General features: G+C 69.0%; 18 protein-coding genes and 1 pseudogene. 7 read left to right on the top strand and 12 right to left on the bottom strand.

All coding sequences use genetic code 11. The features are described 5' to 3' along the window. Positions 1 to 56: 56 nt before the first annotated feature. Positions 57 to 1349 carry a hypothetical protein gene (locus ACFJIX_RS15390; protein ID WP_377161490.1) on the top strand — a complete coding sequence of 431 codons (1293 nt, stop codon included), beginning with the start codon at positions 57 to 59 and terminating at the stop codon, positions 1347 to 1349. 18 nt (positions 1350 to 1367) lie between these two features. Here the strand turns inward: ACFJIX_RS15390 and ACFJIX_RS15385 are convergent, their stop codons facing one another. The 6 genes and pseudogenes from ACFJIX_RS15385 to ACFJIX_RS15360 all read right to left on the bottom strand — a co-directional run bounded on the left by ACFJIX_RS15385 (position 1368) and on the right by ACFJIX_RS15360 (position 8982). Next, positions 1368 to 1826 carry a PaaI family thioesterase gene (locus ACFJIX_RS15385; RefSeq protein ID WP_377161488.1) on the bottom strand — a complete coding sequence of 153 codons (459 nt, stop codon included), beginning with the start codon at positions 1824 to 1826 and terminating at the stop codon, positions 1368 to 1370. Between the two features lie 142 nt (positions 1827 to 1968). After that, positions 1969 to 2759, bottom strand: a pseudogene (locus tag ACFJIX_RS15380) (SDR family oxidoreductase). A gap of 74 nt (positions 2760 to 2833) precedes the next feature. After that, positions 2834 to 4732 carry an acyl-CoA dehydrogenase gene (locus ACFJIX_RS15375; protein ID WP_377161486.1) on the bottom strand — a complete coding sequence of 633 codons (1899 nt, stop codon included), beginning with the start codon at positions 4730 to 4732 and terminating at the stop codon, positions 2834 to 2836. 41 nt (positions 4733 to 4773) lie between these two features. Next, positions 4774 to 5661 (bottom strand): hypothetical protein, encoded by an 888-nt coding sequence (locus ACFJIX_RS15370; RefSeq protein WP_377161484.1) that lies wholly within the window; start codon positions 5659 to 5661, stop codon positions 4774 to 4776. A gap of 20 nt (positions 5662 to 5681) precedes the next feature. Next, the gene (locus tag ACFJIX_RS15365; protein WP_377161482.1) at positions 5682 to 6857 is read right to left on the bottom strand and encodes an acetyl-CoA C-acyltransferase; all 1176 of its coding nucleotides are present in this window, start codon (positions 6855 to 6857) and stop codon (positions 5682 to 5684) included. Between the two features lie 28 nt (positions 6858 to 6885). Next, positions 6886 to 8982, bottom strand: a complete 2097-nt coding sequence (locus ACFJIX_RS15360; protein WP_377161480.1) for a 3-hydroxyacyl-CoA dehydrogenase NAD-binding domain-containing protein — start codon at positions 8980 to 8982, stop codon at positions 6886 to 6888. A 405-nt stretch (positions 8983 to 9387) separates the two neighbouring features. On the opposite strand from ACFJIX_RS15360, the gene ACFJIX_RS15355 reads away from it, so the two are divergent. Beyond that, positions 9388 to 10341 (top strand): hypothetical protein, encoded by a 954-nt coding sequence (locus tag ACFJIX_RS15355; RefSeq protein WP_377161478.1) that lies wholly within the window; start codon positions 9388 to 9390, stop codon positions 10339 to 10341. A 150-nt stretch (positions 10342 to 10491) separates the two neighbouring features. After that, entirely contained in the window at positions 10492 to 11313 is an 822-nt protein-coding gene (locus ACFJIX_RS15350; protein ID WP_377161476.1) for a hypothetical protein, read from the top strand. 29 nt (positions 11314 to 11342) lie between these two features. Here ACFJIX_RS15350 and ACFJIX_RS15345 read toward each other — a convergent pair whose 3' ends face one another. Further along, complete coding sequence (locus ACFJIX_RS15345; RefSeq protein ID WP_377161474.1) at positions 11343 to 11873, bottom strand: hypothetical protein; 531 nt, start codon at positions 11871 to 11873, stop codon at positions 11343 to 11345. A gap of 687 nt (positions 11874 to 12560) precedes the next feature. Here ACFJIX_RS15345 and ACFJIX_RS15340 point away from each other — a divergent pair. The 4 genes from ACFJIX_RS15340 to ACFJIX_RS15325 all read left to right on the top strand — a co-directional run bounded on the left by ACFJIX_RS15340 (position 12561) and on the right by ACFJIX_RS15325 (position 17300). Further along, positions 12561 to 14084: a hypothetical protein gene (locus ACFJIX_RS15340; RefSeq protein WP_377161472.1), complete on the top strand. Its 1524-nt coding sequence runs from the start codon at positions 12561 to 12563 to the stop codon at positions 14082 to 14084. A 232-nt stretch (positions 14085 to 14316) separates the two neighbouring features. Continuing rightward, positions 14317 to 15357 (top strand): hypothetical protein, encoded by a 1041-nt coding sequence (locus tag ACFJIX_RS15335; RefSeq protein WP_377161470.1) that lies wholly within the window; start codon positions 14317 to 14319, stop codon positions 15355 to 15357. Continuing rightward, entirely contained in the window at positions 15336 to 16130 is a 795-nt protein-coding gene (locus ACFJIX_RS15330) for a hypothetical protein (protein WP_377161468.1), read from the top strand. Before ACFJIX_RS15335 ends, ACFJIX_RS15330 begins: the two co-directional genes overlap by 22 nt. 153 nt (positions 16131 to 16283) lie before the next feature. Continuing rightward, positions 16284 to 17300: a hypothetical protein gene (locus tag ACFJIX_RS15325; protein WP_377161466.1), complete on the top strand. Its 1017-nt coding sequence runs from the start codon at positions 16284 to 16286 to the stop codon at positions 17298 to 17300. 19 nt (positions 17301 to 17319) lie between these two features. Here ACFJIX_RS15325 and ACFJIX_RS15320 read toward each other — a convergent pair whose 3' ends face one another. The 5 genes from ACFJIX_RS15320 to ACFJIX_RS15300 form a co-directional block, all read right to left on the bottom strand. After that, positions 17320 to 18078: an ABC transporter ATP-binding protein gene (locus tag ACFJIX_RS15320; protein ID WP_377161797.1), complete on the bottom strand. Its 759-nt coding sequence runs from the start codon at positions 18076 to 18078 to the stop codon at positions 17320 to 17322. A gap of 32 nt (positions 18079 to 18110) precedes the next feature. Further along, positions 18111 to 18899: an ABC transporter ATP-binding protein gene (locus tag ACFJIX_RS15315; protein WP_377161464.1), complete on the bottom strand. Its 789-nt coding sequence runs from the start codon at positions 18897 to 18899 to the stop codon at positions 18111 to 18113. A gap of 8 nt (positions 18900 to 18907) precedes the next feature. Further along, on the bottom strand, positions 18908 to 20302 hold the full coding sequence (locus ACFJIX_RS15310; RefSeq protein WP_377161462.1) for a branched-chain amino acid ABC transporter permease: 1395 nt from the start codon (positions 20300 to 20302) through the stop codon (positions 18908 to 18910). Positions 20303 to 20317: 15 nt separating this feature from the next. Further along, positions 20318 to 21262, bottom strand: a complete 945-nt coding sequence (locus tag ACFJIX_RS15305) for a branched-chain amino acid ABC transporter permease (RefSeq protein ID WP_377161795.1) — start codon at positions 21260 to 21262, stop codon at positions 20318 to 20320. 195 nt (positions 21263 to 21457) lie between these two features. Further along, complete coding sequence (locus ACFJIX_RS15300; protein ID WP_377161793.1) at positions 21458 to 22660, bottom strand: branched-chain amino acid ABC transporter substrate-binding protein; 1203 nt, start codon at positions 22658 to 22660, stop codon at positions 21458 to 21460.

Below are 22660 nucleotides of genomic sequence, written 5' to 3'. Positions count from 1 at the left end.
ACCGCGGCCTGCGGCTGTCGACTGACATCGTCCTTCCAGCCCTACGCCACCTCACCATGTCGCAGATCTTCCGTCGCTCCCATCTTCCCTCCTGGCTCGGCGGCAATGACGGGCCGGCGCAGGCGCCGAGAGATCCTCAGGTGCGCAAGTGGATTGAAAGGGAGAAGCACGGGAAGGAGGCCCTCGCCGCGGCCCGGCAGATCGAGAAGGCCCTGGTCCGCAAACCGGAAACCCTGGATCTGTCGGCGGTGCCGCATCGTCTCCTGGACGGGCTGACCGGCAGCCTGATGCAGCGCCTGAGCGGGCCGACGCGGACCCTGGTGTTGCCGCAGGATTGCCCTGTGGACATCGCCTTGCGATTGATGTGCGTGATCGGCGCGCGTCACATCGAGCCGAAGCCGGTGATGGCGGCGGTCGAGGAGGCGCTGTCGCCACGGCCCTGCTCGAAGCCGCGCCGGCTGCGGCCCCGGACACCGCCGGTCCCCGTCGCGCCGGCGCCGACCAGCACGGACTCATCGGTCTATGACGTGCCGCCTCGCCTCACCGGCCACGAGTACGCCATTCCTCCTCGCCGCACCGGCCACGACTATGCCGTTCCTCCGCGCCGCGGCGACAACGACGACGTCATTCCGCCCCGCCGCAGCAAGGACCACGACGTCCTTCCCCGCCGCGACAGGGGCATCTACGAGCGCCCCGAATCCCTGGTCGTCCCCAAGGGTCCGGCCTCCCTGCAGCGTCGCGATGGCAAGGACCACGCCCTGGACACGAGTCCTTTCGAGGGCTCGGTCTATGTGGAGGGCCCGGACGAGGTCGAGGGCTCGAGCTACGTGTTCGCCGAAGCTCGCCGCGCGCCCGCCGGTCTGGCGGATCCGGTCCATGTCAAACACAAGGCGGACGCGATGGAGATGCGTCGTCAAGGCGTGCCTCTCGACATGGTGACGCCGCGATCGTCGCTCGGCGCGACGATTCAGCAGGTCTGCGCAGCGGTGGATGCGCTGCGCGCGCCGATGGCCTGGCTCCAGACCCGCGCCAGCGACGAGGGTCAACACCCGCGTTGCGCCATCTCGTCATCGGATGCGATCGCCATCGCGCGCGCGTTGGTCGCCGTGCCGCCGGATCACCTCAGGCCGGCGGAACGCCAGTCGATGATCGAGGCGAAGATGGTGCTCGTCTCGAGGCGCCCCGCTGCCCCGCTCGAGCTTGCGCCCGAGACCATCCGTCATCTGGACGTCGCACTGGATGTCGTGCGCCGGCTGGTCGCGGACCAGGATCCGACACCTCCCCCACTGCCGGCGCGGAACTCCGCCACCGAGCGACTCCGGTCGGTCCGGAGCACGGCGCAAGGATGAGCCCTCGGGCCGACGGGCTCAGTCCTCGCTGCGCTGCAGCGCCTTGAGGCTGCGGCCCTTCCCGGGCAGCGCCTTCAGGTACTTGAAGGTGCCGGTCGAATGGGCGCAGAGCTTGCCGTCCTCGCCGTAGACCGCGCCGTCGCAGAAGGCCATCGTCGTCGAGCGGTGCAGCAGCCGGCCCACGGCCCGCAACGCGCCCTCGCCGGGGCGCATGAAGCTGGTCTTCATCTCCACCGTCACCACGCCGGGCCCGAAGCCCGGCTGGTCGCGGTGCACGCTGCGCGCCGCATGCGCCATCGCCACGTCCAGCAGCGTCATCAGCACGCCGCCATGCGCCACTTCCCACGAGTTCAGATGCAGCTCGCGGATGTCGACCCGCAGCTCGGCCTCGCCCTCGTCGATGCGGACCAGCTCGAAGCCCAGCTGCTGGACGAAGGGGATGTGGACGGGGAACTTCAACGACGGCTTTTCAGTCACGACAACCTCGAATCACGGGCAGATGCGCCCACGACGGCATGACGCCGTCCCCGCCAAGCGGAGCCCGGAGATCCGGCTCTGCCGGGCTTTCGGGCTCGCCCCCCGGTGGGGGGGCGCGCGAAGCGCGTAGGGGGAGGAGCCATCAACTGCCGTGGACGGCGGAGACGCCGCCGTCGACCGCGAGGATCTGCCCGGTGATGTGCTTCCCGGCGCGGCTCGCGAACAGCAAGGCGGCGCCCTTGAGGTCCTCATCATCGCCGATGCGCTTGAGCGGGGCGTGCTCGGCGAGCTTCTCCTCGCCGATCGCCGCCATCAGGCCCTTGGTCATCTTGCTGGGGAAGAAGCCCGGCGCCAGTGCGTTGACGGTGATGCCGTACACGCCCATTCGCCGGCCAGCGCGCGGGTGAAGTTCACCGCCGCGCCCTTGCTGGTGTTGTAGGCGATCGTTTTCATCATGCCGCTGTTGCCGCCCAGGCCGGCGATCGAGGCCACGTTGATGATGCGGCCCGACTTGCGCGGGATCATGCTGCGGCGCGCGACTTCCTGGCTCATCACGAACAGGCTGCGGATGTTCAGGTCCATCACCTTGTCCCAGGCTTCGACCGGGTGGTCCTCCGCCGGGGCGCCCCAGGTCGCGCCGGCGTTGTTGACGAGGATGTCGATCTTGCCGAGCTTCGCGAGCGTCTGATCGACGATGCCCCGCGCCTGCGCCTCGTCGGAGGCGTCGGCGGCGATGTACTGCGCCGCGATGCCGCGCGCCTTCAGATGCGCCACGGCTTCCTCCAGATCGCCCGCCTTGCGCGAGCTCAGCATCAGCGTCGCGCCGGCCTCGCCGAGCGCCTCCGCGATCTGCAGCCCGAGGCCGCGGGATCCGCCCGTCACCAGCGCCACCTGGCCGGTCAGGTCGAAGAGGTCTTGTACCTTGCTGCTCATCGTCGTCTCCTTGATGTTCTCGATGTGGGTCATGTCACCGTCACCGGCGTCGTCGACGGCGGTGACGGCGGGGGTCAGAACCAGGCGTCCTGCATCTCGCGCGTGAGCGCCTCGCGCCGCGCGACCACGCCGAGCCAGGCATGGATCTTGGGCAGCTCATACGCGAAGAAGTAGCGCTGCGCGGCGCGCTTGCCATGGGCGAAGTCGTCCTCCCGCCCATCGAGCGAGAGCGCCACGTCCAGCCAGATCCACGCCAGCACCGTGTGCCCGAAGGCCTGCAGGTACGGCGTCGCGTTGGCGAGCGCCGCTTCGGGCTCGCCGGTCGACCAGGCCTTCTTCGTGGCGCCGCCGACGGCGGCCAGCGCCGCGCCGAGTTCGTTCGCCGCTTCGGCAAGACCTGGCACCTGGCCGGCGCGCTGCGCGGTGTCGCTGATGCGCGCGGCCAGCGCCATCAGCGCCTGCCCGCCGTCCATCACGACCTTGCGGCCCAGCAGGTCCAGCGCCTGGATGCCGTGCGTGCCCTCGTGGATCATGTTCAGGCGGTTGTCGCGCCAGTACTGCTCGACCGGGAAATCACGCGTGTAGCCGTAGCCGCCCAGCACCTGGATCGCGAGCGAGTTCGCCTCCAGGCACCACTCGCTGGGCCAGCTCTTGGCGATGGGGATGAGGACTTCCAACAACCGCTTCGCCGCAGCGATCTCATCCGCCGAGCCCGTGTGCTGCTCGTCGACCAGCCGCGCGCAGAACAGCTCCAGCGCCAGACCGCCTTCGACGAAGCTCTTCTGCGTCAGCAGCATGCGCTTGACGTCGGCGTGCTCGATGATCAGCGCCTGCGGCCGCGCCGCGTCCTTGAAGGTTGTCAGCCCCCGGTCGCCCGCTGCGCGGTCGCCGCCCCCCGAGGGGGTCTCGCCTGCTCGGGACGGCCCGTCGCCGGCTCGCGCGGCGACCGGCCGACCTTGGGGGCGTTGACGCGCGTACTCGAGGCTCGCCTCGTAGCCCGCGTAGCCCAGCATCACCGCGCCGAGGCCGACGCCGATGCGGGCCTCGTTCATCATGTGGAACATCTGCCGCAGGCCGTCGCCGGGCTTGCCGACGAGGTAGCCGATGGCGCCCTTCTTCCCGCGCGGCGTGTGGCGTCCTTCGCCGAAATTGAGCAGGCAGTTCGTCGTGCCCCGATACCCGAGCTTGTGGTTCAGGCCCGCCAGCGCCACGTCGTTGCGCTCGCCGGTGAGCTGCCCGCCCGTGTCGACCAGGTGCTTGGGCACGATGAACAGCGAGATGCCCTTGGTGCCCGGCAGCGGCTTGCCGTCGGGTCCGGGGATCTTCGCCAGCACCAGATGGACGATGTTCTCGGTGATCTCGTGCTCGCCGCCCGAGATCCACATCTTGTTGCCAGTGAGCCGGTAACGCGGGCCGAGCGGATCGGCCTCGAAGTCCGCGCCGTCAGCCTCGGCGCGCGTGGCCACGTCGGACAGCGACGACCCGGCCTGAGGCTCCGACAGGCACATCGTGCCGAACCAGCGCCCGGACAGCTCGTTCATCGCGAAGACCTCGCGCTGCGTGTCCGTGCCGTGCGCCATCAGCAGATTGGCGTTGCCATTGGTCAGCATCGCGTAGCCGCCCAGGGACACGCTGGCCTTGCTGAAGAAGCAGTTGGCGGCCATCTCGACGACGCAGGGCAGCTGCATGCCGCCGTGCTCGTAGTCCTGCGCGGCGGCCAGCATGCCGGAGCCGACGTAGGCGGCGAGCGCCTCGTGCGTCGCCTTGGGCAGGAACACGCGCTCGCCGTCGAAGCGCGGCTCCTCGGTATCGGCCAGGCGGTTGAACGGCGCGAACTTCTCGCGGGCGATCTTCTCGCAGGTGTCGAGCACCGCGTCGAAGGTCTCCCGCGAGTGCTCCGAGAAGCGCTCGCGCCGGCCGAGGTCCTGCACCTTCAGCCAGTCGTAGAGCAGGAAGTCGAGGGTCTGGCGCATGGCGCCCTCCTGGATGACGTCAGGCCGGGCGCGTGCCGCGCTCAGCCGTGGATGTTGAACGCGAACTCGCGCTGGATGCGCCACTGCGTCGGCACGTCGGCCGGCTTGGTGAAGCGCCGCAGCGCGCGGTGGCTGGTCTCCTGGAGCGCGGTGCGCAGCGTCTGCTTGACGCGGGCGCTGTCGCGCTCGCGCACGTCGTCGCCGCTGATCGCGCCGCCCATGTTGCCCATGCGCAGCTCGAGTTCCTCCCACTCGACCGTGGCCGCGGCCGGATGGAAGTCCATCTGGTAGCGGCCGTAGACCGCGTAGGCGGTGCCGACGCTGGGGTACTCGATCTCCCCGGCGATCGCGGACGCAACGCCCACCAGGTACACGCAGGCATCGAGGCGGCCCGCGGGCCAGCGGCGCAGCTGCGCCACGTAGGCCTCGGGCTCGTTGCGCAATTCCCGGCCGGCCAGGCATTCGTCGGGCAGTCCCGACGGATCCTCGAGCGCCCAGTACATCGCCGCCGCGCGGTCGCGGCCGCCCTCGGCCAGGCCCGCGATCATCCGCTGCAAGCCTTGCGGCTCGCCGGCGACGTGCGCCTGCTGGTACAGGCGCGCGGCCCGCTCCCAGTCGGGCTTCAGGCAGAGGCCCTGCTCGTACAGCGTGCCGGCCAGCAGATAGACCGACGGGTACTTGCGCTTGAGCCCGTCGTTGAGACGGCTCGCCACCAGCGCGCAGTCGCTGGCGCGCAGCGCATCATGGATGCCGTCGATCGCCTGGGACTCCGGCACGCTCGGTGGTTCCTTGCGACCGGCGGCAGCGGCGGGCGTCGCCGCCAGCGCGAACAGCAGGCCGATGACCGCAGCCGCGGCGACCGCAGGCCCCGCAGACGTCGGCGGCGTCGCCGACGGCAAGCAGGCCACGGAGGCCACGGACGTCGTCATTGCTTCGGACCTGCGCGGGTTCACAGGACTTCGAACACGCCGGCGGCGCCCATGCCGCCGCCGATGCACATCGTCACGCAGACGCGCTTGGCTCCGCGACGCTTGCCTTCGATCAGCGCATGGCCGGTCAGGCGCTGCCCCGACACGCCGTACGGATGGCCGATCGCGATCGCGCCGCCGTTGACGTTCAACCGGTCCATCGGGATGCCGAGCGTGTCCGCGCAGTACAGCACCTGCACCGCGAAGGCCTCGTTGAGTTCCCACAGGTCGATGTCCGACACCTTCAGGCCCAGGCGCTTGAGCACCTTGGGCACGGCGAAGACCGGGCCGATGCCCATCTCGTCGGGCTCGCAGCCGGCCACGGCGAAGCCGAGGAAACGACCCAGCGGCTTCAGGCCCTTCTTCTGGGCATAGGCCTCGCTGACGATCGCGCACGCGCCGGCGCCGTCGCTGAACTGGCTGGCGTTGCCCGCGGTGACCACGCCGCCGGGGACCGCCGTGCGGATGTCCTTGATGCTCTCGTAGGTGGTGCCCACGCGCAGGCCTTCATCGACGCTGACGGTGACCTCCTTCGTCGTCATGCCGCGCACCTTGTCGGCGACGCCGGCCATCACGGTGATGGGCACGATCTCGGCGTTGAACAGGCCCTCGGCCTGCGCGGCGCAGGCGCGCTGCTGGCTGGCCGCGCCGTAGCGGTCCATGCGCTCCTTCGGGATCTTGTAGCGCTGGGCGACGTTCTCGGCCGTCTGCAGCATGGACCAGTAGATCTCGGGCTTGTGCGCCGACAGCCAGCTCTCGTGGCCCATGTGGCGGTTGGCCTCGTTCTGGACGCAGGAGATGCTCTCCACGCCGCCGGCGACGAACACGTCCGCCTCGCCCGCGATGATGCGCTGCGCCGCGGTCGCGATGGTCTGCAGGCCGCTGGAGCAGAACCGGTTGACGGTCTGTCCGGAGACGCTCACCGGCAGGCCGGCGCGCAGCGCGATCTGGCGCGCGATGTTGCCGCCGGTGGCGCCTTCGGGCGTGGCGCAACCCATGAGGACGTCCTCGACCTCGCCGCCCTCGATGCCGGCGCGCTCCAGCGCCGCGCGCACCACGTGGCCGCCCAGCGTCGCGCCGTGGGTCATGTTGAACGAACCCTTCCAGCTCTTGGCGAGCGGGGTGCGGGCCGTGGAAACGATCAATGCCTTGCTCATTCTTTTCTCCTGATGCGGTCCGCGGGGGTCAGTCGTTGAAGCCCTTGCCCTGGTCGGCCAGGCGCTGCAGCAGCGGCGCGGGCTCCCAGAACTTCCCGTCGTCCAGCGGGTTCTTGGCGAAGCGCTTCATCGCCTGCACCACGTTGTAGAGGCCGACCGTGTCGGCGTAGCACATCGGGCCGCCGCGATGGAGCGGGAAGCCGTAGCCGGTGAGGTAGACCATGTCGATGTCGGAGGCGCGCAGCGCGATGCCCTCCTCCAGGATCTTCGCGCCCTCGTTGACCAGGGCGAAGACCAGGCGCTGCACGATCTCCTCGTCGCTGATCTTGCGCGGCGTGATGCCCAGCGCCGAGCGATGCATGTCGATCATTTCCAGCACCGTCTTGGACGGGATCGCGTCGCGCTTGCCGGGCAGGTAGTCGTACCAGCCCGCGCCGGTCTTCTGCCCGAAGCGGCCCATCTCGCACAGCAGGTCGGCGGTCTTGGAGTAGCGCAGGTCCGGCTTCTCCAGGTAGCGGCGCTTGCGGATGTACCAGCCCACGTCGTTGCCGGCCAGGTCGCCCATGCGGAACGGGCCCATCGCGAAGCCGAAGCGCTCCACCGCCTTGTCCACCTGCTGCGGCGTGCAGCCCTCTTCCAGCAGGAAGCCGGCCTGGCGGCTGTACTGCTCGATCATGCGGTTGCCGATGAAGCCGTCGCAGACGCCGGAGACGACGCAGGTCTTGCGGATCTTCTTGCCCAGCGCCATCACGGTGGCCAGCACGTCCTTGGCGGTGGCCGCGCCGCGCACCACCTCCAGCAGCTTCATCACGTTGGCCGGGCTGAAGAAGTGGGTACCGATGACGTCCTGCGGGCGCTTGGTGAAGGCCGCGATCTTGTCGACGTCCAGCGTCGAGGTGTTGCTGGCCAGGATCGCGCCGGGCTTCATCACCGCGTCGAGCTGCTTGAAGACCTGCTCCTTGACGCCGATGTCCTCGAAGACCGCCTCGATGACCAGGTCCGCCTGGCCGATCTCGGCGTAGCTCAGGGTCGTGCCCAGCAGGCTCATGCGCTGGGCGTAGCGGTCTTCCTTGAGCTTGCCCTTCTTGACCTGCGCCTCGTAGTTCTTGCGGATGGTGGCGACGCCGCGGTCCAGCGCGTCCTGCTTCATCTCGAGGATCGTCACCGGGATGCCGGCGTTCAGGAAGTTCATCGCGATGCCGCCGCCCATAGTGCCGGCGCCGATGATGGCGACCTGCTCGATCTTGCGCAGCGGCGTGTCCTCGGGCACGTCGGGGATCTTGGACGCGGCGCGCTCGGCGAAGAACGCGTGGCGCAGCGCCTTCGATTCGGGCGTCAGCATCAGCTGCTGGAAGGCGTCGCGCTCGGCGCGCATGCCGTCCTCGAACTTCATGGCCACCGCGTTCGCAACCGTTTCCACGCACTGCAGCGGCGCGGGGAAGTTCTTGGCCATCGCGCCGACGGTGTTGCGCGCGAACTGGAAGTAGGCCTGGGCTTCAGGATGCTGGGCCTTGATGTCGCGCACGCGCGGCAGCGGGCGCTTGTCGGCGATGCTCATCGCGAACTGGACGGCGCTGTCGATCAGGTCGCCGTCGACGACCTTCTGGAACAGCACCTGGCCGGGGACCTGCGCGAGCTGCTCGCTGAGGACCGGCTCGCCGCTGACGATCATGTTGAGCGCGGGCTCGACGCCCAGCGCGCGCGGCAGGCGCTGCGTGCCGCCGGCGCCGGGCAGCAGGCCCAGCTTCACCTCGGGCAGCGCGATCTTGGCGCCGGGCGCGGTCACGCGGTAGTGGCAGCCCAGCGCCAGTTCCAGGCCGCCGCCCATGGCGACGCTGTGGATCGCGGCGACGACCGGCTTGGTGCAGGACTCGACGCGGTTGATCAGCGAGCCCAGGTTGGGTTCGGCCAGCGCCTTGGGCGAGCCGAACTCGCGGATGTCGGCGCCGCCGGAGAACGCCTTGCCGGCGCCGGTGATCACGATGGCCTTGATGGCGGGATCGTTCTCCGCCTTCTCGACGCCCTCGGCGACGGCCAGCCGCGTGGCGTGACCCAGGCCGTTGACCGGCGGATTGTTGAGCGTGATCACCGCGACCTGACCGCGGACTTCGTAGCTGGCACCCATGCTTGTTCCTTCCGATGCTGAAGAGTCGCCTCGCCGCGGCCGCGTGTCTCCGTAGGCCGCCGGCGAAAAGAACGATCGTTCGATTCTAGGCAGCGCCGAGGCGCGCGGATTGTCTCTGCTGTGACAGGGCGCTACGGGGGAAGTGCGGAGCGCCCGGCATGAGCGACCGAACACGTCGCCGCCCGCCCGCCACTCTGTCTGTCGGTTCGTTGAACGTCTGACACCTCGCCATGTTCCCCTCACCGATTTCCGGCGCCTTCCCCGGCGGCGCGGAGCCCTTGTCCCTGGACGCCGTCTCCTGCGTGGAGACCACCCCCGCCCCGGGAGTCCCAGGACACCACGCGCCAGACCCTCGACGCCTTTCACAGGGACCTCGCGCTGTCCCTGTCTCCGCAGGTCACGGCATTGCTGGCGCGAAACAAGGAACTCCTGGGCCGGATTGACGAAGCCGGGCGTACCCCCCACAGGAACCGTCCGCTGTCGTCGGCTGGCGAGCTCGATCCGGAGGTTCTGGCGGACATCATGACGCTGCTGCGCGCCGTGCCGGCCGCCCTGCTGCCGGTCAATGTCGCACGGGAGCACAGCACGTGGTTGCGCTTGCTCCGAGACCCCGTCGCGCGCGAGATGGCGCTGCCACCCGATCTGATCCCGGAACGCGACTTCCTGGGCGCACTCAACGACTTGCGCCTCGCGCTACATCACCAGGTCAAAGCCCTGAAACGGCTGGCGCAGGGTGGCCGGAAACATGATCCGATCCTGGTGCGGCGGCTCTCCCACCTGGTGCAGTGGGAGGAACGGCGCGGACTGGCCCCCGGCACCCATCCCCAGATCATCTCGGACGCGCTGAAGTCGCAGTTCTGGCGCGAAGAGCCCGGGAGCTACTCCTCTTGCAAGGACGTGCCGCTCGACAACCCGACCCATGCGCCGGCATGGCCTCCATTGGAGTTGCTGAAGTTGATCGGACCGCCCAAGCACGGCTTGCATCTCATCATGGGTGACCAGCGGCCTGCGGATGCGCGTGCGTTTGCCGAGCAGGCTGCGGCTGCGGGCACCCGGGCGATCAGCGTCGAGCTCAGGCCCGGCGAGGCATGGCCCGAAGCGTTCTGCATCGACGGGGTCTTCAGCGTGCGCATCGGCGCCGACGATCGATCGACCTTGAATGCCGCATTCGCCGAGATCGCGCCGCAACTGCGCCCAGGCGGAAGCATCCGCTGGACGCTGCACCAGGCGCCGATCGTGGCGCCGGACGGCTGGCGGCTGGAAGGCGACACGCTGGTCCGGCGCGAGCAGGACCACGAGACACTCCCTCGTCGGCAAGCCCAGCGTCCAGGTCTCGGAGGCGGCCTGGCCCTGCTGTGACAAAGGGCCAAGGGGGATGTGCGGAAGGCGGCCGCCTGAACGGATCAGGCGAACCCGAAGTCCCGCGCCCACCGACGTGTCCTGCGGCATCCCGTCCGGCAGCCCGTCGCGGGTCGGGGTCCGTGAGCTTGCGTTCAGCGGAGATTCAGCATGCATGCCCTCCCCCGCATCGCGGCACAGGCCGCATCCTGCGGCGAAGCCGACTCGACGACGATCGTGCCCGCGCACGAACATCCGTGGGGCGACTTGCCCGACGACCCGTGGCTGGAGGCGCTGGCTGGCGGCGAGCCGCTTCCCGTCTCGGAGACGCAACGGGCGGCGTTGCGCGCGTTGCCGGATTGGCTGGCGACCGTCCAGGAGCGGCTCGTCCATGCCCATGACGGCGCGTTGAGCCTCGACGACCTGGCGCCACTGGCCCGGGACGAGCGCCAGGATGCGCGGGCCTTGTTGATGCTGCTGCCCCCCGGTCTGCTCTGCGCCCGGCACCAGGCGCAAATCCGCGAGTGCCAACAGCTCCTCGGCGGCGACGCGCCGCGGGACTGTTCGTACGAGCAACTGCTTCGTCTTCACGAACTGCTGGGCGAGCTCCAGCCCCTGTTCGATCGCGTCGTTCCGGGCGGCGCGAGATTCGACGCCGAAGTGCTGCAAGGCCTGGCGGGCCTCAAGCGGTGGGAGCGTTCGCAGCACGACACGGTCCATCCCTACATCCGCCAGGACATGGCGGACCTGCTGAGGCTCGCGGCCGTGACCGATCCGGAGCGGGACGCGTCTCCCACGGTGCTCGGCGCCTGGCGCTCGGGGGCCGATCGTCTGGGCGAACTGGCGGCGCCCGATCTTCCGGACGCGGAACTCCTGCGTCAGCTGCACCTTCCCCAGGGCCTCGTCCGGATGGAGCTGGAAGGTCAATGGCCCAGGGACTGGGACGAGCTGCGCCGCAAGGCGGAAGCGGGCGGCATCGCGCTCATCGGCTGAAGGGCCGGCGCGCCGGCCGCCGCCACGGCTCAGAAGGGCTTGTCGAGTTGCGTCGGCATGAAGCCGCGCGAGTTCGGGCCGTCGTCGTCCTGGATCTCGGTGCGGGCGAAGCCGCCCTGGGCGGCGCGCTCGCGGGCGCGGTCCTGGCGCTCCAGCGCGGCGTCGACGCTGGCGACCGTGGGCGCGGGCGCGTGCCGCGGCTTGTCGATCGGACGGAATGCCGGCAGCGGCGTGGGCGCGCTGATCGGCGACACGGAATCCAGCGGCAGGATGGAATCAGCCCCGTCGCCCGTGTCGTGCGGCGCGGCGGCGATCGCCGCCTTGCGGCGCAGCCGTTCGACGACCAGGCGAAGCTCGCCGAGCTCCATCTGCTGGCGCTCGATCTGACGACGCGCCTGCGTGGTCTGCTCGTTGAGCAGCAGACGCGACGATTCGATCCGGTCGATCAGCCGGCGCGCGCGCCTGAGCTTGGGCCACCACCACCCGCTCACCGCGGCGCCACCGACCGCCAATCCGGCCAGCGTCCCGACGACCATCATCCATGGCTGCACCGAATTCATCTGGGAGGCTCCCTGTTCTTGTTGCCTGCCGGTCAATGTAGTGCGACGACCGTGCGACGGGGCCCCGCGAGCCACCCGGATCAGGGGACGGCGCAACGGCGCGGAGGGACCATGAACGTGGGGGGTGGGGATGTCGGGACAGGAACGCGGGGTCGAAACGGCCAGGGCATCGCGGCACTCGACGAACCGGCGGAAAGACCTGGGCACTACCTTTCCCCCTCGGTTCGGACACCGCCATGATCCCTCCCGGCTCCACCACGGCTGCCGCCCACCCCGCGCGGGACGCGGGCGCTGATGTCGAGCACGACCCGCATCCGGTCGCCACGGCGCGGTCGTTCGCCTGGTCGCTTCCCGCGGAGGAGATGACGAAGTTGGAACGACTCGAACGAGGCGAGCGGTTGGCACTCTCGCCGCCGGTCGAACAATGCCTGAATCGACTGGCCGCGGTCGACGACCACGTGTCGGGCAGCGCGTTCCGGAGAGCATTCCTGGAACGCCGGCTGGCCCGCCCCAGCGACGAGGAAGCGCAAGCGCTGATCGCCGAGGTGCCCCTGTGCCTGCTGAGCGCCGGACAACGGCAGCACGTCCTCGCGCTGCGACGGCACGGGCTGCGCGGATCGCGTGCAAGCGCCCCGTTCTTCGATCCGGCGGCCCGCAAGGGAGGACCTGTGTCTCGCGACCCTGGACATGTTGAATGCCGCCCGCGGCGGCATGGGAAGTTCCCGGGCAACGGTGCTGGCGACGCTCGCCCGATGGGAGGCCGACGTGTCCTCGGAACCCGAGGCGAACGCCCGGGCGAGCGGTGGCCGCGCATTGCGCGAGGTGGTGAGGGACCCGGGCGAAGGGCTCCTGCAACTCGACGGTCACGGCTTGACGGACCGCCCCGCGCCTGAGTTCTCCCTGCCGCCCCGCGCGCTTGTCGAGGCGCTGGACCTGCGGGGGCGGGATCTCGTCGCGGAACTGGGCGCGGCCCGTCCCTGGGATCTCCAGGCCTTCCTCGACACCGAGCGCGCCATCGACCTGCGCGACTGGAGCCTGCGCCTGAGCCGCGACGATCCGGGCTTGTCCCCCCTGTTGATTCCGGACGGTGCCGAGCACGTGTTCCTCTGGGGAGATCCGGACCGCTGCGCCCGCTTCGCGCTGGCATTGGCCCGTGGGGAAGCGCGTCGACTCCGGGAAGTGCGCGTCAATGAACCCATGCCGCATGGGCTGGGTCCGCTTCCGGACGGTTGGCACGCCGATTCGATGGCAGGGGTATGGCGACTGTCTGCCGAAACGCCCGTCGAAGCCCCGGATCCCGCGTCGGCATTCGCGTACTGGGGCGGCGACGAGCTCGCGGATCTGAGGGACTGGCTCGGCACCTCCGACGACGGCCGGCGCCTGATGGAATTCCTCGACACGTTCAGGACGAAGCTGACCGAACTGAGTGAGCCCAGCGCGCCCGCGCTGCGCGAAGACATGATCGCCCGCGGTCGACGCCTGCTGCGGATGCTGGCCGACCAGCCAGAGTTGTTGTCGGAGGTGGTCTGCGATCTGGTGGACCTCGGGCCCTGCGTCGACGCGCTGGGGCAGGCGCTCTCCGACATGGAACTGACGATGCGCACGGGCGGCGCCGGCTCCGCGGACGACGCCGCCGGCGCGCTGCTCTGCATGAGCTCGCGCAGTCTGGGCCAACTGCACGTCAGCTTCACGGGCGGCAACATCGCCGAAGACATCGAACGCGCCATCGGGCTGCAGGCCTTGCTCGACCTCCGACTGGCGCAGATCACGGGGAAGTCGTTCATCCGCGCCGCGCTGCCCTTCTACGCCGAGATCGGCGGCATGAAGCACCGCGTGGTGGATCGCGAGCCCACGGTGGACGACTGGAAGGACGGCCCGCGAGCGGCGGCCGAATTGATCCTCGCCAACGAGGTCCGTGCCGACTTCCCGACGCTGCGTGAACTCATGAAGTCGACCCGCGGGCCGGCCTGTCGCGCCACGCAACGGCTGATCCTCGATCCGTCCTACCAGGCGGCGAATGCCGAGTGGCAACAGCGATTCCTGGAGGCAGGAGAACGCGCGGACGAGGACCCATCGGACCTCGAGGCGGAGCGGCGCTACAAGGAGATCCAGACGCAGATGCCGCTCGAGCTGGACAAGCTGACCTTCGCCCTCATGGACGGGTGGCTCGATCCCTTGCGCAAGGCCTACCCCGCCTCGGCGGACTCTTGATCGGGCCGAGCGCCCGCCGTCCGGACGCCGGACACATGACCACGGTCAACGAACCTGCGGCAACGACTGAGCACTACCTTGCCCTCAGCTTGGACAGCGTCATGATCCCTTCCAGTCACACCACCGCGTCTCTCGGCACCACGATGTGGGGCGACGCCCCCCCATTGAACATGGCACGCGCCAGACCGGCCTGCCGCCGCCCTGGTCGCTGCCGGCGCACGAGGTGGCGAAAATGGAACGACTCGAACAAGGAGAGACGCTGGCCCTCTCGCCGCTGGTCGAAAGCTGCTTGAATCGACTGGCGGAGGTCGAAGCTGGCTGGCCACAAAGCCCGTTCCGGAGGGTCTTCGCGCCCAGCAGGCGACGCATGCTCCCCGGCACCGAGGAAATGGCGGCAATGATCGCGGAGGTGCCCCTGTGCCTGCTGAGCGGTCGCCAGCGGCAGCAAGCCCTCGCGCTGCGGCAGCAAGGCCAGGGCGCCTCGGAGACGTCGGCACCCGACTTCGATACGCATGCGTCCCGCAACGACCTGGTCATCGCGTGCATGGACGCCTTGCAGGCCGCTCGTGGCAACACGGGCGCCCCCTGGACGAAGGCGCTGGCCAAGCTCGCCCGATGGGAGACGGACGCGTACTCGGATCGGGACGCGGAGGCCAGGGCCAGCGGCGGGCGAGCCTTGCGTGAAGTCGTGAAGGACACGTTGCAGGAGAACCTGTATCTCGACGGTCAAGGTCTGACCCGCCAACGCGCCAGCCGGTTCTCACTGCCGCCGCCGGCGCTCCTGGCCGAACTCGACCTGGAGGCGCGCGACTTCAATGTCATCCTGCGTCACGCCCGGCCCCTGGATCCGGACAGCGTCCGCGATGCGCTGACCGGCCTCGATCTGCGCTCCTGGCAAGTTTCTCTCGGCGACGAGCCGCCCGAGCCCCTCTCATGGATGCCGGACTGCGCCACACACGTCGATCTCCGGGGCGACTCGGATCGCTGTGGCCGCTTCGCCGTGGCGCTGGCCAGTCAGCCGGACCGCGCGCTGCTGCTGGTGAGAATGCCTGCCGACACGGAAGACGCGCTTGAAGCCCCCAGCGGGTGGCGCGCCGAGCGCTCGGCAACGTCATGGCAGCTGACCAGGGAGACGCTCCAGCAGGCCCAGGGGTCTGCCGCGGTGCTCGCCGACTGGGGAGCCGAGGATCCCGAGGCTCTCTGGCAGGCGATCGAGGCGTGCGACGACAGCCAGCGCCTGGTGGACTTCTCGTGGAGTCCAGCCGGCAGCTGACCGCGCTGGGCCCGCTGTACGCAGGCATCGTCCGCCAGGAGATGATGGCCCGCAGCCAGAGCCTCCTGCAGATGCTGACCGCCGAGCCCGCGTTGCTGTCCGAGCTGAGCAACGACCTGGCGGGCCCCTGGACCTGCATCGATGCGAAGCGCAAGACGCTCGCCAGCATGGACCAGATGCTCCGCGCGGGCAGCGACCCGGGCGCACTGATGCGCATGAGCCTGCACGACCTGGCCGACCTCTACGTCGGCATCCATGACCCCGACGCGGAAAACATCGAACACAGCCTCTCGCTGCAGGCGCTGATCGACTTCCGGCTGACGCAGATCACGGAGAAGCCCTTCACCCGGACCGGCGTCCCCTTCTTCGTACAGCAGAGCGGCATGAACAACAGGGCGCTGGGTCGCGAGCCCACGCTGGAGGACTGGCCGGACAGCCAGCGGCAAGAGGTCGACCTGATCCTCGGCAACGAGGTCCGCGCCGACTTCCCGACGCTGCGCGAGTTCATGCAATCGACCAGCGGAACGGCCCATCGCGCCGTGGAGCGGTTGCGGCTCGATCCGTCCTACCAGGCGGCGAACGACGAGTGGCAACAGCGATTCCTGGAGGCCGGAGAACGTGCGGACGAGGACCCATCGGACCTCGAGGCGGAGCGGCGCTACAAGGAGATCCAGGAGCAGATGCCGCTCGAACTGGACAGGCTGACCTTCGCCCTGATGGACGAATGGCTCGATCCCTTGCGCAAGGCCTACCCCGCCTCGACAGGCTCCTGACCGGGCACGTCGCCCTCGCGCCGTGCCGACGACGGCACTCGACCCACGGAACCGCAATGGCCTCCAGCCAACTCAACGCCCCCCGATGCAACTGGAATCCACATGAACCTGGACTCGACGTCCTCGATGCCTCCTATGCCTTCCATGCCTTTGATGGGCGTCCCCGCCGGGACCGATGGCACGCCTGAGAGGCGCGCCGGCGTGCCTTGCACCCCCGACGCGTGGCGGCTCGACGACCGCCAGACGCTGCTGATGGATCGCTTGGCCCTGGACGGCAGGTGGACGCCGTCTCCGGAAGAACGCGCGGGGTGGGAAACCGTCGAAGACATCGTGAAGAACGCCGAGGACTGTCTGAGTGCCAGCACGTCGGGCCGCCATGTCGCCCTGCTGCTGAATGCGGCCCAGGCTGCCGCCGTTCGTGCGGCGCTGGCGTCGCTGCCGGAATGTCTCTACCGCCCCTTGCCCGGCATCCCCAAGCTGCGCGAGCTCGGCGACAAGCTCGATGGCCCGGCCGGGTGCGCGCTGACGCGCGGCGATCTCGAGGTCCTGGCGACGACCTGGCATCTCACGAAGGATCTGCGGATCGGCACGTACACGCAGAAGCCGGGGGACGACCGGGCGCTGCTGGCACAGCGGGCGCGCTTTGCCCAATGGATCCACGCCGCGCCCACACAGGACCGGGCGCGCTGTCGCGCGGCGACGGTGGACGCCATCCTCGACGCGACGGACCGGATGGAGAAGCACGGCGGGGCCGGGTTCCCGACGGTCCTGCCCTTCTCGGTGCTCGAATGCGCCGAACTGCCTCCGCCCGGCCTCATCGGCACCGTCTGCTATCGCGCCGGGGCGGCGCTGATGCTGAGGAGCATGCACCTGTATCGCATGCCGGATCCGGCCCAGTTCAAGGAGAGCGCCGAACGGCTGGGGATCGAGCACCTGGACTGCCGGGCGCCGGACGGGACCCTGGTCGAGGGATGCAACCTCTCGACGCTGTCGATGCTCTCGCTCTGGAGCGCCGACCCCTCACGCCTGGATGTGGCGCGCCTGTTCGGCCAGATGCGGGCGATGCCTCGCCTGCGATGCGTGATGCTCCCGCGCGGCCTCGAACTGCCGGGCATTCCCAAGGGCTGGGACTACGGACCCGCGCTGAACGTGCTGCAGCGATACCGATGAACGGCTATCGCGCGCGGCTTCAGACTTCCAGCCACTCCTTGCGCACGTAGGCGTTCGCGCGAAGGTCCGCCGGCGTACCCTCGAAGACGATGCGGCCGTGGCCCATCACGTAGCAGCGCTCGGAGATCTCCAGCGCGATCGCCAGCTTCTGCTCGACCAGCAGCACCGACACGCCGCGCCGCTTCAGTTCCTTGAGGTACTCCGCGACCAGCTCGACGATCTTCGGCGCCAGGCCTTCGGTCGGCTCGTCGATCATGATCAGGTCGGGATCGCCCATCAGCGTGCGGCACAGCGTCAGCATCTGCTGCTCGCCGCCGGACAGCACGCCGGCCTCGGTGTGCTGGCGCTCCTTCAGGCGCGGGAACATCGCGTACATGTCATCGAAGCTCCAGCGCGGCTTCGCGGCGCCTCGACGGCCGCCCCCGCTGCCTTTCTCGCCGAGCAGGAGGTTCTGGTGCACGGTGAGCTTCGGAAAGATGTCGCGGTTCTCCGGCACGTAGCCGATGCCCCGGTGCGCGATCTCGTAGGCCTTGCGGCCCAGCAGCGCTTCACCGCCCCACGCGATCGAGCCCGTGCCGTCCACCTGGCCCATGATCGTCTTCACCGTCGTCGAGCGGCCCGAGCCGTTGCGGCCCAGCAGGCTGACGATCTCGCCGGGCCGGACCTCCATCGTCACACCGTGCAGCACATGGCTCTTGCCGTAGAAGGCGTGGACGTTGTCGAGCTGCAGCGCGCGCGAACTCGCGACCGCCGCGGCACCCGTCGATGCGGCGCGCATCGCGCCGATGTTGGTGTCGTTCATCGCGACGCTCATGCCGGTGCTCCCGCGGTCTGCGATTCGGCCAGCACCGATCCGAGATACGCCTCCTGCACGCGCGCATTGGCGCGCACCGCATCGGGCGTGTCGAAGGCGATCACCTCGCCGTAGACCAGCACCGCGATCTTGTCGGCCAGGCCGAAGACCACGCCCATGTCGTGCTCCACCGTCAGCAGCGTGCGACCTTCGGTGACCTGGCGGATCAGCTGGATGAAGCGCTTCGTCTCGCTCTTGCTCATGCCCGCCGTCGGCTCGTCCAGCAGGATCACCTGCGCGCCGCCGGCGATCGTGATCCCGATCTCCAGCACGCGCGCCTCGGCATAGGTCAGGTTCACCGCCGGCACGTCGCGCTTCTTGTCGAGGTGAAGCATCTCCAGCAACTCCTCGACGCGGTCGTTGACGTCGTCCATGCCGGCGAGGAACTTCCAGAACGCGTACTTGTGCCCCATCGACCACAGCAGCGCGCAGCGGATGTTCTCGAACACCGACAGCCGCGTGAACAGGTTGGAGACCTGGAAGCTGCGCGACAGCCCGCGGCGGTTGATCTGGTACGGCGCCAGCTGGTCGATGCGCTCGCCGAAGAGCCGGATCTCACCGCTGGTGGGCGCGAAGCGGCCGCTGATCAGGTTGAACAGCGTGGACTTGCCGGCGCCGTTGGGGCCGATGATCGCGACGCGTTCGCCCGGCCTCACCGCCAGCTCCGCGCCGCGGATGATCTCGCTCTTGCCGAAGCTCTTGCGCACGGATTTCAGTTCCAGCGCATAGGGAGCCGAAGCAGTCATGGTCTCGCTCACAGGCTCTCCCTCCGCTTGATCTCTTTCTCGATCTCTTCCTGCGCCCGGTCCCACTCGGCGCGGAACTCCCGGCGCACGAGTTCGAACAGGCCCAGGCCGGTCAGCAGCACGAAGCCCGCGCCGAACCAGGATTCGACGCTCTTCGCATTCAACGCCACGCCCAGGTAACTCATCTGCGGGCCGAGCGCCTCGTTGAGCTGCAGGTGGTAGAGCATCTCCACCATCGCCGATCCGCCCACCAGCATCGTCAGCGCCGCGCCGGCCAGGCCGAGATACGAGGGCCACAACGACCGCAGCTTGCCGAAGGCCGCCAGCCGCAGGTTCATCATGATCAGCGAGGCGATGCCGCCCGGCGCGTACATCACCATGAACAGGAACACGAGGCCGAGGTAGAGCAGCCAGGCCTTGGTCAGTTCCGACAGCAGCACGGTCGCCACGACCATCAGCACGGCGCCGATGATGGGTCCGAAGAAGAAGGTCGCGCCGCCGAGGAAGGTGAACAGCAGGTAGGCGCCCGACCGCGCCGCGCCGACGACCTCGGCGTTGACGATCTCGGTGTTCAGCGCCGACAGCCCGCCCGACACGCCAGCGAAGAAGCCCGCGATCAGGAACGCCAGGAAGCGCACCCACTGCGTGTCGTAGCCGATGAACTCGACGCGCTCGGGGTTGTCGCGCACCGCGTTGAGCATGCGGCCCAGCGGCGTGCGCGTGAACGCGAACAGCAGCGCCGTGCAGACGAAGGCGTAGATCGCGATCAGGTAGTACACCTGGATCTGGGGACCGAAGGTGATGCCCCACACGGCCTTGCCGACGACACGGTTGGAGGAGACGCCGCCCTCGCCGCCGAAGAACTCCGGCAGCATCAGCGACATCGACCAGATCAGCTCGCCCAGGCCCAGCGTGATCATCGCGAAGGGCGTGCCCGACTTCTTCGTCGACACGTAGCCGAACAGCGCCGCGAAGAACAGGCCCGCGAAGCCGCCGACGATCGGGACCAGCCCGACCGGCAACGCCAGTTGACCGGCGCCGACGACGTTGAGCGTGTGGATCGCCAGGTAGGCGCCCAGCCCGGTGTAGACGGCGTGGCCGAAGCTCAGCATGCCGCCCTGCCCGAGCAGCAGGTTGTAGGACAGGCACGCAATGATCGCGATGCCCATCTGCGACAGCATCGTCTGCGCCAGGCCGCTGGTCCACATCAGCGGCGCGACGAACAGCGCCAGCGCGTAGAAGCCCCAGATCAGCCAGCGGCCGACGTTGTGCGGTTTGAAGTGGTAGGTCTCGCCGCGTTTCGCGCGGGCATGGACGCGATGCGCGCCGCCGGACGGGGTCGCGGACGACGGGCCCGGAGACGAGGCCGTCGGCGGAACGGCGGGCGCGGAGGAGGAAGGCATGACCACGGACATCGATCAGCCCTCCCGCGTGCCGAGCAGGCCCTTGGGCCGGAAGATCAGGATGAGCACCATCAGCAGGTAGGGAAGGATGGGCGCGACCTGCGCCAGCGAGAGCTTGAGCAGCGGGTAGCCGAAGGTGTCCGGGCCGAGCTTGAAGACCTGGGCCAGCGACGCGTCGATGGTCAGCGGCAAGGTCTGCAGCAGCCCGATGACGATGGAGGCGACGAAGGCCCCGGCCAGCGAGCCGATGCCGCCGACGACGACCACCACGAAGATGATGGAGCCGACGAGCACCGCCATCGATGGCTCGGTGACGAAGGTGACGCCGCCGATGACGCCGGCCAGCGCCGCGAGCGCGCAGCCGCTGCCGAACACCAGCATGAACACGCGCGGCACGTTGTGGCCGAGCGATTCCACCATCTCCGGATGCGTCAGCGCGGCCTGGATGACGAGGCCGATGCGGGTGCGTGTGAGCAGCAGCCACAGCGACAGCAGCATGAACAGCGCGACCAGCATCATGAAGGCGCGTGTCAGCGGGAACTTGGAGCAGCTGGCCGCGGCGCAGACCGCGGCCGGCGCGTCGCCCCAGGCCAGCTGCAGCGCCTGGCCCGGCGCGTGGACCAGCGTGAAGGCCGCGCCCTGCAGCGACGGCGGCGGCGGGAACGGCACCGCCGTGCGGCCCCATACCAGCTGGACCAGCTCCAGCACGACATACGACAGGCCGAAGGTGATCAGCAGTTCGGGGACGTGGCCGAACTTGTGGACGCGCCGCAGCGCGCCCCGCTCGAACACGGCCCCGAGGCCGCCCACCACCAGCGGCGCGAGGAACAACGCGGGCCAGAACCCGATCCACCCGGCGATGGAGTACGCGACGTACGCGCCCAGCATGTAGAAGCTGGCATGCGCGAAGTTCAGCACGCCCATCATGCTGAAGATCAGCGTGAGGCCGGAGCTCAGCATGAACAGCAGCAGTCCGGAGGACAGGCCGTTCAGCAGGTTGATCAGTATCTGTTCCAAGACATCATCCTCATTCAACGAGCCGGGTTGGCGTGGATCCCGTCGCGAGCGGGCCGAGGTCGGGCCGAAGCGCGGAGCCGTACTCCTGTACGGCGAGCACTGCAGGCCAGAGATCGGCTCGCGCAGCAGGGAGACGCGTCAACCCGGGCGCTTCATCTGGCAGCTCGTCGGCGTGGAGCTGACGTACGCGTCGTAGGTCTTCACGACGGCGAAGTTGAAGCCCGTGTTCTCGACGTTGTACGGACGCTTGGCGTCGACCTTTTCCCAGCGCGAGATGTAGATCGGCTGCTGCAGCTGGTGGTCGCCCTTGCGGATCTCGACGTCGCCGTTGAAGGACTTGAACTTCAGGCCTTCGAGCGCCGCGGCCACCTTCACCGGATCGGTGCTCTTGGCCTTGGCCATCGCCGCGCCCAGCGCCGAGTAGATGTGGATGACGCTGCCGGTGTAGAAGTCGTCGTTGAACTTGGCCTTGAACTCGTTGGCCCAGGTGTCCATCTGGCCGCCCATGTTGTTGTAGTTGTAGGCCGCCTGGTAGACACGCCCCGCGCCCGCGGCGCCGATGGCCGTCGGCGTGCCGGTGACGCCGGCGTAGTAGGTGTAGAACTTGCCGTTGTAGCCGGCCTCGGAGGCGGCCTTCACCAGCAGCGCCAGGTCCGAGCCCCAGTTGCCGGTGATGACCGTGTCCGCGCCGCTGGCCTTGATCTTGGCGACGTAGGGCGCGAAGTCGCGCACCTGGGCCAGCGGGTGCAGGTCCTCGCCGACGATCTGGACATCCGGCCGCTTCTTGGCCAGCCCTTCCTTCGCGTACTTCGCGACCTGGTGGCCGTGCGCGTAGTTCTGGTTGAGCAGGTAGACCTTCTTGACGTCGGGCTGGTCCTTCAGGAAGGTGGTGATCGCTTCCATCTTCATCGACGTGTCGGCGTCGAAGCGGAAGTGCCAGTAGCTGCACTTGCTGTTGGTCAGGTCGGGATCGACGGCCGAGTGGTTGAGGTACACGACCTCCTTGCCGGGATTGCGCTCGTTGTGCTTGTTGACGGCGTCGATGATCGCCAGCGCCGCGCCCGAGCCGTTGCCCTGCGTCACGTAGCGCACGCCCTGGTCGATCGCGGACTTCAGCGCGTTGAGCGACTCGGCGGGGCTGAGCTTGTTGTCGATCGGGATGATCTCGAACTTCACGCCGGCCGGGTTGGTGGCGTTGAACTTCTCGGCGAAGAACTGGAAGGACTTCACCTGGTTCTGGCCCACCGGCGCCATCAGGCCCGACAGCGGATCGATCCAGGCGATCTTCACCGTCTCGCCCTTCTGCGCGTAGGCGCCGGTGGCGGCGCACAGCGCGCTCAT

This window comes from Roseateles sp. UC29_93 (assembly GCF_042695725.1).
Classification (GTDB): Bacteria; Pseudomonadota; Gammaproteobacteria; order Burkholderiales; family Burkholderiaceae_C; genus Roseateles; species Roseateles noduli_A.
This window is presented reverse-complemented; position numbering and strand designations above follow the sequence as displayed.

Coding starts and splice junctions, on each gene's coding strand:
- ACFJIX_RS15390 (WP_377161490.1), top strand. CDS start 57: ATGTCGCAGATCTTCCGTCGCTCCCATCTTCCCTCCTGGCTCGGCGGC.
- ACFJIX_RS15375 (WP_377161486.1), bottom strand. CDS start 4,732: ATGCGCCAGACCCTCGACTTCCTGCTCTACGACTGGCTGAAGGTGCAG.
- ACFJIX_RS15370 (WP_377161484.1), bottom strand. CDS start 5,661: ATGACGACGTCCGTGGCCTCCGTGGCCTGCTTGCCGTCGGCGACGCCG.
- ACFJIX_RS15365 (WP_377161482.1), bottom strand. CDS start 6,857: ATGAGCAAGGCATTGATCGTTTCCACGGCCCGCACCCCGCTCGCCAAG.
- ACFJIX_RS15360 (WP_377161480.1), bottom strand. CDS start 8,982: ATGGGTGCCAGCTACGAAGTCCGCGGTCAGGTCGCGGTGATCACGCTC.
- ACFJIX_RS15350 (WP_377161476.1), top strand. CDS start 10,492: ATGCATGCCCTCCCCCGCATCGCGGCACAGGCCGCATCCTGCGGCGAA.
- ACFJIX_RS15345 (WP_377161474.1), bottom strand. CDS start 11,873: ATGAATTCGGTGCAGCCATGGATGATGGTCGTCGGGACGCTGGCCGGA.
- ACFJIX_RS15340 (WP_377161472.1), top strand. CDS start 12,561: ATGTTGAATGCCGCCCGCGGCGGCATGGGAAGTTCCCGGGCAACGGTG.
- ACFJIX_RS15335 (WP_377161470.1), top strand. CDS start 14,317: ATGGAACGACTCGAACAAGGAGAGACGCTGGCCCTCTCGCCGCTGGTC.
- ACFJIX_RS15325 (WP_377161466.1), top strand. CDS start 16,284: ATGGGCGTCCCCGCCGGGACCGATGGCACGCCTGAGAGGCGCGCCGGC.
- ACFJIX_RS15320 (WP_377161797.1), bottom strand. CDS start 18,078: ATGCGCGCCGCATCGACGGGTGCCGCGGCGGTCGCGAGTTCGCGCGCG.
- ACFJIX_RS15315 (WP_377161464.1), bottom strand. CDS start 18,899: ATGACTGCTTCGGCTCCCTATGCGCTGGAACTGAAATCCGTGCGCAAG.
- ACFJIX_RS15310 (WP_377161462.1), bottom strand. CDS start 20,302: ATGCCTTCCTCCTCCGCGCCCGCCGTTCCGCCGACGGCCTCGTCTCCG.
- ACFJIX_RS15305 (WP_377161795.1), bottom strand. CDS start 21,262: ATGCTGAGCTCCGGCCTCACGCTGATCTTCAGCATGATGGGCGTGCTG.
- ACFJIX_RS15300 (WP_377161793.1), bottom strand. CDS start 22,660: ATGAGCGCGCTGTGCGCCGCCACCGGCGCCTACGCGCAGAAGGGCGAG.